This window comes from Yoonia sp. R78084 (assembly GCF_044595625.1).
GTDB lineage: Bacteria > Pseudomonadota > Alphaproteobacteria > Rhodobacterales > Rhodobacteraceae > Yoonia.
Window position 1 is genome coordinate 2580057 of sequence record NZ_CP138993.1, and the last position, 12331, is coordinate 2592387.

Sequence of the window (12331 nt, forward strand, 5' to 3'; positions counted from 1 at the left end):
CGTCCTTCAATTGGCGTTTATCATGTAAACGATCGCCCCGATTGCGAGCGTTGGAACCACATAGACCAGCCCGATCAGCTTGGGCCGGATGGACGCATCATAGGCCTTAAGCCCCTCGGTGACAAAAGCATCGCGGGCCTCACGATCCCCGTCAGGATTTTCGGCATCGAATTCATCCTCAAGCCGCTCTTTACGAACCGAGCGTGAGTAGAGCGAGACCGAGAAATAAATCACGGTCAGCCCGATGAAACCGAAGACGACCAGTTTAATAAATCCCATTACCCTCTTCCTCGTCTAATCGCGCCCCATGGACCGACCCGCGCCACCAAATCAGACCGCGAAACGCGCGGCAACGCAGGCGCCGGATCGACATGGCCGTACAGTGCTGCGCGTGCGCCCGCCTTATCGACTTGGTATTCATGGTCAAGAAAATCAACGACATAGGCCTGCTTTTCCTCGAGCCATTGGGCATAGGCGGCATAGAACGCTTCTTTATGGCAAATAAACAACTGACGGATATCCAGTGGCGTCAGCTCGGCCAAGAGCCTGTTCACAAGATCCGCATCAACATGCGACTTGGCACGCAGCGTGTAGAAATAGGCTGGATGGTCCGATGTAATCGTGGGCCACGGCCCGTCCTCTTCGGCCCAGCGCAAGAGTGCCGCAAGCCCCTGCCATTCCTGCGGCAGTTGCGCGGCATAGTGTCGTCCCAAACGGCGCAGGTCATGGCGCGTGACCCCTGTCAGGTCTTCTTGCATTTGGGCCGCCACGGAGGCCACGATGAAATCCATTTTCTGATGCAGGATGGCAGCCGCATCAATGCCGCGTGCCTTGATGATCGGCTCGACCAGATCATTAAGCGACAGAAACCTGGCAATGGCGGAGCGATCCCGAAGATCGAAAGTATAGGGGATCGGCAGATCGCCCACCGCATCTTTTGCGCCGGCCACGATTGCCGCCGGATGCTCCACACCGCGAAAGATATAAATCCCGCCAAAATGCGCGGTCCAGAAATTCTCCTGTCCGAACGACATCCTGCGCAACGACACTGGGTTGCGCACCACATCGCCGGTTTTCTTTGCCATGCCGATCATGTCGGCAATCAGCACGTCATCATACCAGCCATCAGGTGCGGTCTTGAAACGGTCAATCATCGCGCCCAGCTTGGCCGCGGCTGCGACGGTGCCGCTGGTGGTGTCGGCCTCGATTGTGATTTTGCGAATGTCAAAAAGCTTGGCAGGTGTGTCGGCCATATAAACCGAATTCACCAGCTCCCCGGCCACCGCATCACGTGCCGTCAGCGCAAAAAGCTCGGCGCGGTTTTCTTCGATGAACTGCCGCAGGATACCACGCGAGGTCGAGAATTTCGCATTCAGAAGCGGTGCTGTCGCCTGTTCGGTTGTCAGCAGAATGAACTGGCGATTGACACCTTTGTGGTTAAGGTAAAGGTCGTCACCAAATTCATCGCCGATCTCTGGCGAGTAGCCAGAAATATCAATATGGAACACGTTTTGTGCTGTTTGACGGCCTGTGAGGTGTTTCAGCGCACGATTGTAGCGTTCGACCAGCACCGGTGAGTCCACGCGGATCAGGTTGCCGAACATCAATCCCTTTTCGATCAATAGCTCCATGCTACCACGTCTCCTTGACCCATTTGCGGGGCAGGCCTGCGACCGACAAAATCATGATCGGCGCCCAGATGATTGCGGCCATCAGGCCAAGGCGACCAAAAAACCCGATGCTCGCCAAGAGGCCCGCATCTGCAAGCTGTGCCAACGGTACCCCTTGCCAAAAATAGAGCAGCGCAAAGAACGCCGCAGACAACGCAAACAGAACCAGCGTCGAAAGCAAGGCATTCATCATCAACGGCACAACGCCTTCGGGCAACACGTGTGCGAGCAAACGCGGCACCACAAATGCCGCACCTGCCAGAACAAGCACCGGCAGGAAAAGCCCTTCTGACAGGAGCTCAGCCATATGTCCTGACCGCAATCCCGGACGTGATCCGGGACTTCTTGCTGTCTTTCAGGCTGAAGCCCCGGATCAAGTCCGGGGCTGCGTCATGCGTCATGATCCCTTCCCCTCCAGATACCGCTTCTTGGCAATCTCCTGCCGCCCGAAATCGCGTACCATCGCGTCAATCGCAACCTCGTCTGATTTATCCGCATAGCGGAATTCGCTGTCAGCGTAGCGGTTGATCTCTTGTATCACCATGTCCACCGTGATCGGCTGGCGTAGCTCTGAAATCATACCCTTTTTGGTGTCATAATCCTTGAACAGGAACAGGTCAGGCTCTTCCATCCATTCATCGGGTAATTCGAAATCCATGGCGCGGACTTTCACCGCGTCCGTGATGTTCTTGATCGCGCGACCCGTGAACCGCTCATCCGCCTCCTGGATCCCTTTGAGATAGGTCCCCAGCTTCGCAATCGTATCCAGATCACCAACCTGCGCATGCACCCGCTCGAACACCCGTTGGAGTCCTTCCTCATGCGGGCGGGAATGGCTGTCAAAACTGGCTGCAACGGCCTTTTTGATCTCTTGCGCGCTGAACACCTCATGCGCGCCAACGGGGATATCGTGGTTCTTGCCCATCAGCAGATAAAGGATATCGATATAGTCTTCGCGCGTTTGCGGCCCATCGACCAGAAACCGCGCACCGGCACGCTGACGCAATGCGTCATCCACGTTTTCGGGATAGTTCGAGAACATCCCGAAGGTGCAGTTGCCCCGCACGACTGTATTGGCACCCGCAAAGCTCTCCATCAAAACGGCCGTAATCTCCAACTGCCCCGCCGAGGATTGCCGGTCGCCCCGCTTGCCTGCCAGTTGGTCGATATCATCAATTGTTCCGAAACCGATCACCCCGGGATCAAGCACATTATTGATAAACGCCTTGGCGTTCTGACCGGATTTACCCTGATAGCTGTCGATATTATCCGTGCTCAGGTTCTGATAGCGAAACGGATAGCCTGCGTTCTGACAGTACTCATGCATCAACCCCGCCATCATCTGGATCAGCGTTGTTTTGCCCGTGCCGGGCTTGCCGTCGCCCATAAAGGTAAAGATGAACCCGCCCAGCTCAGCGAAGGGGTTCAGTCTGCGGTCAAAATCATAGGCCATCAGCATCTTGGACAGCTTCATCGCCTGATATTTGGCGATGTGATTGCCCACGACCTCATTCGGCTTCTTGAAGGTCATGGTCAGGGTAGAGCCCTTGGCCTTGCGCGCAGGGGTAAATCCCTGCACCACAAAATCATCCGCTTCCACACGCCAAGAGGCGGCATTGAACGACGCCAGACGCCCCGCGGTCGAAGCACGCAGCGCAACCCTTTCCATCAACTGCTCGGCATAGGCAAGCACGGTGGCAATCAGCGTCGCCTCATCCTTGGCAAACTGGCCCAGCTTCTGATCCAGCTCCCAAATCGCTCCATGCAACGCCAATGGCGCGTTATCCGTCAGAATTTCTTCCACGGACCCCACATCGACACTTTGCTCACTCCCTTGTGTGGCCAAGAGAAACGATGAGGCATTGGCAAATGTGTAAAGCGCAACCAGAGATTCCGCTGTCAGGTACTCGGTAAATTCAACAGACCTTTCCTGCGGCAAACGGCCCTCAAGATTGATGCGCTTCAATTCGGTCAGTGCGGTCTGATCCGAAAAGGCATCCGCTACAGTTAATGCAATCGACAACGCACGGCGCAGCGCGTGTGCCACCGCCGCCTGTGCAGGCGAGGTTAATGGGTCATCGTCATCACTCTCGGCGATCCGGTCCAACAGGCGCACACCACCCGAAGGCGCCGAAGTGCGCGACAGCAATCCCGGCGTTGTAGAGCGGAACCGACGGCGGGTTGCCGCCACATCGGGTGACTTTTCTGGTGCCTCTAGCGACAGGCGCGCCTTGGCCAGTCGCGGTGCATGATCGAGATGCATGAGCATTTCCGCAGCGGGGATATAGTGCTTGCGGATATCGTCTTCACGCAGCTCCATTTGATCACTTGATTGGCTCATCGTTTCCTCTTTGTCGTTTTCGGCACTTCCCGCGCCGCGTCGTAAGGTGGGTCTTGCCCCACCCTATCTGTAACTCAACACCCGTCCCGTATCGCTGACAACGAACTTGCGCACATCGCGAAACCCTGCGGGGTTGCGCTCTGCCAAAGCCTGATAGGGACGTTCCGGCATGATCAAAGACCGCTCCATCCGGCTTGCCCCTGTTTCCGCGCCACCACCTTCAAAGGGATCCAAGGCAAAAATCTGCCTTTCAACAGAGCCGAACCACCCCGATTTCACATTCTCGACGCGGTCCGACAGCAGTTCTTCCTCGGTCCAGACCAAGGCCCAATCCTCACCGGCGGGCGCGTTGGCGTCGAGCAAGACGTCGCGCAACGGGCCCGATTGGCGCGTAAACGCATTACTGTACATCGGCCCGATGTGAAACCGGCGCAAACGGGTCGGGTGCAGGTCGTCAAAATCCTCGTCAAACCCTTTGGCAATCGTCAGCAGCTTGAGATGCGCCAAGGACTGCGCCATCAGATGCGCCTGCGCTTCGGGCCAGCGCTGTTCATCCTTCGGCAGACCGGTCCGTCCCGTATCCTCCAATTCCATCAGGTAGATCGTGGGCAGGTTCACCTGACTGTCATAGACCGCCCAATGCACCAGAAACCGCCGCCTGTCCGCTTCGTTTCCCCGCCACAAGCATTGCGGATCATTGCGCGCCCAGAACTGATCGCCGCGCGACAGTTCTTCGTAGTAGAGGCGCTGCGACAACGCATATTGCAGCTTCGTGGGGATCTCCTGCTCGCTCAGGATCACTCGCACCATCTGGTCTTTCAGATCACCCACGCCCGGCTGCGATGTCAGGTGACGTTCCGCTTGCAACGCATCATTCGCCATCTCCAGCAGTTCCTGATACACAGGAAACCCGCTTTCATGCCGGTCAAAGGTCAGCTTGCCGGAATGCGCAAAGCGGCCCGCAAAATGGTACTTGTGCGCCAGCGCCGTGAAGGTCCAGTTGAGCCCGATCAGATAGCGCGCCATGACCTCGATCTCTTTGCGATCAAAGCGCCCTTCGGTTTCCATGGTCGCGGCGACCTTGGTCAGATGGCTGGTGATCTTGGCAAACTTGTCGAAATACCGGCGCGTAACGCGGGTATCTTCCAGTTTCATGTGATCGGCTTGGAGGTCAGGGGCGGTCATATCAGGACGCGTGGGTTTCACCCACCCTACGCCCCATACTGATTGCTGTCGTGCTTCTTCACGATCTCCTGGAACCGGCGCACGAAACGCTCGTCCGCTTTCGCCTTGGCCTCCAGCACCTCGCGGGCAAAGACCATGTGGTCTTCGTGGGCTTCCAGCATATCGGCCATCCGGGCGTTCGTGGCAGAGCCAATCGCCGCCATTGCCGACTGCGCCTCTTGGTCCGTTTTCACACCGATTTCGTTGATCTTGTGGGCCACATCCTGCTGCTGCGCGGTCTTCAACGACTTCGACAAGGCATCATAAAGCACAACACGCTGTTTGGTGTCTGTCTGGAGCTTGTTGATCAGCACCATCTGTGTGGCCGCCTGGTTCTGCAGGCTGTCGATCCAGGTTTTGCCCTTCTCGATATAGCGCTCAAGCGTCTGGCTTTTGGCCAACTGCACCTGTTCGTTCTGCACCATTTCATTGTATTTGCCGTTCAACGCCGCCAACTCGGTTTCGAGTTTCGTGCGCGCCGCAGCATCCTGTTCGACCGAGATTTTGTTCTCCAGCGTGATGATCTGGGGATCCATCGCGAGGATATCCGCACGCAATGCTTCCAGTTCACCAACCGTAGCTTCGCGCTCTTCCAGCGTCCCGCTCAGGTTCTTCTCAACACTGACCTTTTGCTCATTCAGCACCGCCAACTGCCCTTCCAGCAGCTTCATGATCACATCGGACTTGCTGATCAGATCCTGCAGTTTGTCATCAATCGAGGCCGTGCGCATACGCTCCTGACGCATGCTATCGGCTTTCGCCTTGCTGAAGATGCCGACAAAGCTCTCCATGCCGGTCTTGGAGCGCATTTCGTCAAAGTCCTTGGAGAAGGCCGTGGTGACGTCATCAAGCCCCATGATCAGCTCGGCAATATTGGCATTCATCAGCTCGGTATGGGCATGCACGTCTTCAAGACTGGCATTTTCGATATCAACCGAAATGTCGGTGCCTTCCGCCATCTTGTTGCGCGCAATTTCGATCCGGCTGGTCAGTTCGGAAATTTTGCTTTGTGCCTCGGCAACCTGTGCCTGAGATTCCTTAATCTGAGTCTCGAAATTGGCCATAAAACGTCCCTCATTTATTCTTTTATAACAGAGACGTAAGTATTGTGGCCCCTGCGTTCAATATCACGCCGCGCGCAAGCGCACCGGCTCGAAAGCGAGTTTGGACGTCAATGACAATAAAGAAAAGGGCTTATGCGTCGTCAAAAACTGGCGGGCGATCGTTGGCAACAGCCTCTTCACCCAACAGTTCTTCAGCCGAAATGATCTTTGGTGGCAGCTCAATGCCACGGCCGAAATTCTCCGGGTCAACACGCTGCGACTCTTCGGGCGAGCGGATAAGAACCTTCATCGGGGCCTCGATCTGGTCATAAAGATGGATCACATCCTGATTGAACATCCGGATACATCCGGCGGAGCCGGAATTCCCGATCGATTCCAGATCATTCGTGCCATGAATACGGTAATGCGTATCACGCGACCCGCGAAAAAGGTACAGCGCGCGCGCACCCAGCGGGCTGCGCAGCCCGCCTGGAATACCCGCAGCGAAATCACCGTAAACTTCCGGTTCTGTCCGCAACATGTTCTGGGTGGGCGTCCAACTCGGCCACTTGCGCATGAATTGCATCGTCGCCGAGCCGCGAATTGATCGCCCCGCGCGGCCCACACCGACCGGATAGCGCGTTGCTGTGCCATCATCGCGGACATGATAAAGGAACTTGGCGTAAGGATCGACATCCAGCGTGTTGGGTTCGGCCTCACCGTTGTACCAGCCGGTCATCCGGCGATTCACCCCTTGTAGGTATTCAGACGGAATACCGGGAAGGATATAACCCGAATCCTCGATTGGGCCGTAGCCCTCGACAAATGACACCGGCGCCACGGGCTCGATCTCCATTTCCGGAACGCGCGGCGCACAGGCTGCTGCCGTGCTTGCCATTGCCATCGCCGTGAATGAGCGGCGGGTGATTTTCGTCACTGATGTCATTACTTTACCCAGAAATTTCCGAATCCCCTGATAGCACTCTCCGGCATGATGACAAAACCGACCTCAGGCGATAAATCGCACATCTTTGTAAAAACGTGATATTTGACACGGTCGCGGTCCGGTTCTTACCCCGTTCTTGAGGAAATAGCGCACTAGCTGACAAAATCCCCTAGCGCCAAACCCTTCAATATCTCATCTGCAGCCATTGCTTTCTTGCCTGCTCTCTGGGCCTCGGTCACTTCGATCGCCCCGCTCCCGCAGGCAATCCGAAATCCGCCAAGCACCTGCCCGGGTACACCCTCACCGTCAGCAAGCCGCGCACCGAGCAGTTTAATGCGTTCACCTTCCACTTCGCACCACGCGCCCGGAAAGGGGGATAATCCGCGGATCAGCCGGTCAATTTGCGCTGCGGGTTGCGTCCAGTCTACCCGTGCCTCTGTCTTGTCGATCTTCGCAGCATAGGTCACGCCCGCTTCTGGCTGGGCCTGCGGGGTCAACTGATCCAGCTGTGCAAGCGCCTGAACAATCAGCGCCGCACCCATTTGCGACAGCCTGTCATGCAGCGCACCGGTGGTTTCCTCGACACCAATCGCAGTTTCATCGCACAGCAAGACGGGGCCAGTATCAAGACCTGCTTCCATTTGCATAATGCAAACGCCCGTCTTGGCATCACCTGCCATAATCGCACGATGAATAGGCGCAGCCCCCCGCCAGCGCGGCAAAAGCGAGGCGTGGATGTTCAGGCACCCTGCTTTGGGCGCGTCCAAAATCACCTGAGGCAAGATCAAACCATAGGCCACGACCACAGCAATATCCGCATCCAGTGCAGCAAAATCAGCCTGCTCGGCTGCACCCTTCAATGACACAGGGTGGCGCACCTCCAGCCCCAAAGCCTCGGCGCGCAATTGCACAGGTGAGGGACGATCCTTTTTGCCCCGCCCCGCTGGACGCGGCGGCTGGCAGTAGACAGCCGCAATCTCGTGACCCGCATTAACAAGTGCATCCAGAACCGGCACCGAGAAATCGGGTGTACCCATAAAAATTATACGCATGACCACCGTCTTTCCATGTCCAGTCAAACTTCCGCGCGGCGCGCATCCCGACATCAGCGCCGCTGCAATTTCGCTGCTTTCTTTATCAGCATATTCCGTTTCACCCGGGTCAGGTGGTCAAAGAACATCTTACCCGCCAAGTGGTCAATCTGATGCTGTACAGACGTTGCCCAAAGACCGACAAAGTCCTGTTCTTCCCATGCACCATCTTTGTTCATAAACCGCACCGTCACGGCGCGAGGTCGCGTCACTTTGGCCCAAACACCAGGCAGGTTGGGTGACCCTTCTTCATGCACGCGCGGTTCGATACTACTGTGCAAGACAGAAGGATTGGCCATACAGATCGCCTGACCCCGTCCTTCAGAGGCATCTACGACAGCCAAAGCCATATCAATGCCCAACTGGGGCGCCGCCAAGCCCACACCCGGCATATTGTCCATGGCAATGATCATTTCATCCCAGATCGCGCGCACCTCGTCGGTGATGTCCGCCACAGGTGTCGCGGAGGTACGCAGTGCCGGATGCGGCCAAATGACAAAAGGACGATGTGTCATTGCAGCACGCCCGTTTCTGTAACCAATAAGCCGTTCAGATGGTCAAGCTCATGACAAATACAAATCGCCTGCACACCCTCAAACCGTCCGTGATGCGCCACGCCATCTAGATCCTGCCAACGTAATTCCACCCAAAGCGGACGACTGACATCAAAACTTTTACCGGGGATCGAAAGGCAAGCCTCGGTCCCGACGGCCTTATCTTCGGACTGATTTGCGATTTCCGGATTAATGAAAATCATTGGCGACGGGTCTGCATCTTTCCAATCTGTATCGACAACAAAGACCCGTGTGCTGACACCCACCTGCGGCGCGGCCAATCCGCGACCGGGAGCGGCATACATCGTCTCGAACATATCGCGGACCAGTCCGGCCAGCTCTTCGTCGAACTGTTGCACGGGTGCTGCCGTTTCCAACAAAACGGGATCACCCTCAAATCGCAGCTCAAGCACCGCCACGCGTCAGCCCCGCGCCATTTCGCGTTTCAGTTTCTGCATCTTGCGCGTGATCATCTGCCGTTTCAGCGGACGCAGATAATCAATGAATAATTTACCATCCAGATGGTCGATCTCATGCTGCACGCAGGTCGCCCAGAGCCCGTCAAACCGCTCGCGTCTTGTCTTGCCATCAAGATCCATCCACGACACTTCAACCTCGGCAGGGCGCTCGACCTCTGCGTATTGCTCAGGGATCGACAGACAGCCCTCCTCATAGACATTCCGCGCGTCCGACGTCCAAACCACTTCCGGGTTGATCAACACCATCGGCTCTGGCGTGGCATCATCCTCTTTGGCGCAATCCATGACCAACATCCGGTCCATGACCGCAACCTGCGGCGCGGCAAGCCCGATACCGGGCGCGTCATACATTGTTTCCAGCATGTCATCGGCGAGACGACGCAATTCGTCGTTCACCGAAGTCACAGGTGTAGCGACCTTTTTCAGGCGCGGATCGGGATGGATAAGAATTTTTTTCAGTGCCATGGCGGTGATCTAATGCGTCGCGCCGCCCATCGCAAGCACAGCACGAATTTCGGCTTGCACCCCGTTTCGCAACACCGCAATTTGCCGTTGAATATTCAGGAGCAGCCCATGTCATTCAACACGCCCGTCGACCGTCGCGGAACCAACAGTACCAAGTGGGACCTGATGGAAAGGCTTTATGGCGTTTCTCCAAAGGACGGGCTGGCAATGTGGACGGCAGATTCGGACTATGCCACAGCGCCTTGTGTGATAGAGGCGGTGAAGGCGACCGCTGAACATGGCGTCTTTGGCTATACATTCGCAAATGATGCCTACTTCAGTGCGATCCAGTGGTGGATGCAAACCCGTCATCGCTGGTCCATCGACAAAGACTGGATTCTAACGACCCAAGGGCTGGGCAACGCGATTGCGCTCTGCCTTGACGTCTGGACAGAACCGGGTGACGCCGCCGTCATCTTCAGCCCCGTGTATCACGAATTCGCACATAAGGTGAATAAGGCCGGCAGGGTCGTTACCGAATGCCCGCTGGTCCGTCAGGGCGATACCTATATGCTGGACCTGGACGATGCCCAAGCGCGGCTAACCGGGCGCGAAAAAATGCTGATCTGGTGTTCACCACAAAACCCCTCGGGACGCGTTTGGACAGCAGATGAACTACGCGCGGTCTCTGCCTTTGCACGCAAAAACGGGCTGCTGCTTGTCAGTGACGAGATCCATCATGATCTTGTCTACGCTGGACATTGCTTTGTGCCCACGGCTGTCGCAGCGCCGGACGACACAGACAATACCGTCTATCTGACTGCGGCATCGAAAACGTTCAACATTGCGGGTCAGCGGACAGGCAATATGATCATTCCTGATCCAACATTGCGTAGTGCCATGCAAAAGCGCCTTGCGATGCTCGACTACAACCCATCCGCACTTGGCGTGGCCATGATCACCGCCGCATATTCTGAGGAAGGTGCGGCATGGGCAGACGCGCAGATCGACCATTTGCAAAAAAACCGCGAGATTTTCGACGCAGGTATCAATGCAATCCCCGGGGTCTGGTCGATGCCGTTGCAATCCACCTATTTGGGGTGGGTCAGTTTCGAAGACACCGGCATGAGCCATGAAGAGGTATCAGCGCGTATCAGGGACACGGCAAAAATCGCCGTTTCCCAAGGGCCGACTTTCGGCACCGGCGGTGAAAGCTTCATGCGTTTCAACCTTGCCACCCAAACGGCCAATGTCGAAGAGGCCGTGCGTCGGATGCAGGCCGCTTTCGCAGACTTGCAGTAGCGTTAACGCCCGATCAAACCGGCCGGAACAAAATCCGGGCGCACAAAATCGGCGGCCGGGCCCGAGGCAACGGGTGTGGCCCATTTGAACTCAAACACCCTCTCGTTCTCTTCATCGACAGAAGACACGACCAGACAGGTATAAAGGTGCTTAGGTCCGTCATAAATATCGACATGACCACGCAACCGCTCGGACCCTTCAAGATCTAGCGCAAAGCCACCATCCCAGAACCTACGGATCCGATAGCTGTCATCGCCATCCTGCACGGACAAACGATCCTTGCGCTTCAATGCAGCTTTGCGCGCCTCTTCCAGACCCTGACGAACCGCGTCAGGCAAAAACGTAAACATAACAAGTCCCTCCAGACATCTCAGAAGATGACCCCAGAAAGTTAAAATTCAAATGACAAAATCCGCCGCAGTGCAGAAAGGCCTTAATTTCAGGCCTTCACACGCGGCCGCAACACATGTGGCTTGGCCGCATCATAGAGCGCAGAGTCTGGAAACCCGTGCGAATCGGACAAGGCGGGCCCCACAAGAATCAGCGCGGTACGTGTGATCTTGGCTGCGCGCACCTTTTCGCGCACATCTGTCAGCGTGCCGCGAATAATCATCTGATCAGGCCAACCCACACGGTAAATCACCGCAACCGGACAATCCTTGCCGTAAAACGGTACCAATTGCCGCTCGATTTCGCGCAAGGCGCGAATGCCAAGATGGATCGCGAGCGTCGCACCGGTCCGCGCAAAATTCTCAAGCGTTTCACCCGCGGGCATGCCTGTCGATTTCATCGACATGCGGGTCAGGATAATGGATTGCGCCACTTCCGGCACGGTCAATTCCGTGCCCAGAGCAGCGGCGGCCGCAGCATAAGCAGGCACGCCAGGGATAATCTGATAGTCGATACCGTCCGCCTTCAGGCGACGGATCTGCTCAGCAATCGCACCATAAAGCGACGGATCACCCGAATGCACACGCGCGACATTCTGGCCCTTGGCATGCGCTTCCAGGATCACGCCGTGGGTGTCATCCAACGTCATCGGCGCGGTATCCATCACTAAGGCATCGGCAGGCGCACAGGCAACAACCTCAGCAGGCACCAAAGACCCTGCATAAAGACACACAGGGCATTCCCCGATGATCCGTGCCGCTTTCAGCGTTAGCAACTCCGGATCACCCGGACCTGCGCCAATAAAATATACGGTCATTGCAAGACCCTCATCTTTCCATGTCCAATC

The 12331-nt window shown here is 56.4% G+C and carries 14 protein-coding genes; 1 reads left to right on the forward strand and 13 read right to left on the reverse strand.

The window, feature by feature from the left end; genetic code table 11:
* Nucleotides 1–6: 6 nt before the first annotated feature.
* From SJY29_RS12955 to def (SJY29_RS13005), 11 genes are all read right to left on the reverse strand, one after another.
* The gene (locus SJY29_RS12955; RefSeq protein ID WP_110278136.1) at nucleotides 7–279 is read right to left on the reverse strand and encodes a hypothetical protein; all 273 of its coding nucleotides are present in this window, start codon (nucleotides 277–279) and stop codon (nucleotides 7–9) included.
* Nucleotides 279–1631, reverse strand: coding sequence for a DUF6638 family protein (locus SJY29_RS12960; RefSeq protein WP_400083620.1), 1353 nt, complete (start codon nucleotides 1629–1631; stop codon nucleotides 279–281). The genes SJY29_RS12955 and SJY29_RS12960 overlap by 1 nt, the downstream gene beginning before the upstream one ends.
* A 1-nt stretch (nucleotide 1632) precedes the next feature.
* Entirely contained in the window at nucleotides 1633–1977 is a 345-nt protein-coding gene (locus tag SJY29_RS12965; protein WP_400083622.1) for a hypothetical protein, read from the reverse strand.
* Nucleotides 1978–2067: 90 nt separating this feature from the next.
* Nucleotides 2068–4011 (reverse strand): ATP-binding protein, encoded by a 1944-nt coding sequence (locus SJY29_RS12970; RefSeq protein WP_400083624.1) that lies wholly within the window; start codon nucleotides 4009–4011, stop codon nucleotides 2068–2070.
* A gap of 63 nt (nucleotides 4012–4074) precedes the next feature.
* Complete coding sequence (locus SJY29_RS12975; protein WP_400083626.1) at nucleotides 4075–5166, reverse strand: hypothetical protein; 1092 nt, start codon at nucleotides 5164–5166, stop codon at nucleotides 4075–4077.
* Between the two features lie 56 nt (nucleotides 5167–5222).
* A complete protein-coding gene (locus SJY29_RS12980) occupies nucleotides 5223–6299 on the reverse strand; it encodes a hypothetical protein (protein WP_110278132.1) in 1077 nt (358 codons plus the stop codon).
* Nucleotides 6300–6429: 130 nt separating this feature from the next.
* Nucleotides 6430–7224, reverse strand: coding sequence for a L,D-transpeptidase (locus SJY29_RS12985; protein WP_286163721.1), 795 nt, complete (start codon nucleotides 7222–7224; stop codon nucleotides 6430–6432).
* Between the two features lie 152 nt (nucleotides 7225–7376).
* Nucleotides 7377–8276, reverse strand: a complete 900-nt coding sequence (gene fmt / locus SJY29_RS12990) for a methionyl-tRNA formyltransferase (RefSeq protein ID WP_400083628.1) — start codon at nucleotides 8274–8276, stop codon at nucleotides 7377–7379.
* Between the two features lie 53 nt (nucleotides 8277–8329).
* Nucleotides 8330–8830 (reverse strand): peptide deformylase, encoded by a 501-nt coding sequence (gene def / locus SJY29_RS12995; RefSeq protein WP_400083630.1) that lies wholly within the window; start codon nucleotides 8828–8830, stop codon nucleotides 8330–8332.
* Entirely contained in the window at nucleotides 8827–9282 is a 456-nt protein-coding gene (def, locus tag SJY29_RS13000; RefSeq protein WP_400083632.1) for a peptide deformylase, read from the reverse strand. The genes def (SJY29_RS12995) and def (SJY29_RS13000) overlap by 4 nt, the downstream gene beginning before the upstream one ends.
* 9 nt (nucleotides 9283–9291) lie before the next feature.
* Complete coding sequence (gene def / locus SJY29_RS13005; RefSeq protein WP_400083634.1) at nucleotides 9292–9813, reverse strand: peptide deformylase; 522 nt, start codon at nucleotides 9811–9813, stop codon at nucleotides 9292–9294.
* Between the two features lie 108 nt (nucleotides 9814–9921).
* On the opposite strand from def (SJY29_RS13005), the gene SJY29_RS13010 reads away from it, so the two are divergent.
* Nucleotides 9922–11094 (forward strand): MalY/PatB family protein, encoded by a 1173-nt coding sequence (locus SJY29_RS13010; protein ID WP_400083635.1) that lies wholly within the window; start codon nucleotides 9922–9924, stop codon nucleotides 11092–11094.
* 2 nt (nucleotides 11095–11096) lie between these two features.
* Here the strand turns inward: SJY29_RS13010 and SJY29_RS13015 are convergent, their stop codons facing one another.
* A complete protein-coding gene (locus SJY29_RS13015; protein WP_055295877.1) occupies nucleotides 11097–11444 on the reverse strand; it encodes a hypothetical protein in 348 nt (115 codons plus the stop codon).
* An 89-nt stretch (nucleotides 11445–11533) separates the two neighbouring features.
* A complete protein-coding gene (gene cobM, locus SJY29_RS13020; protein ID WP_400083637.1) occupies nucleotides 11534–12301 on the reverse strand; it encodes a precorrin-4 C(11)-methyltransferase in 768 nt (255 codons plus the stop codon).
* Nucleotides 12302–12331: the final 30 nt, after the last annotated feature.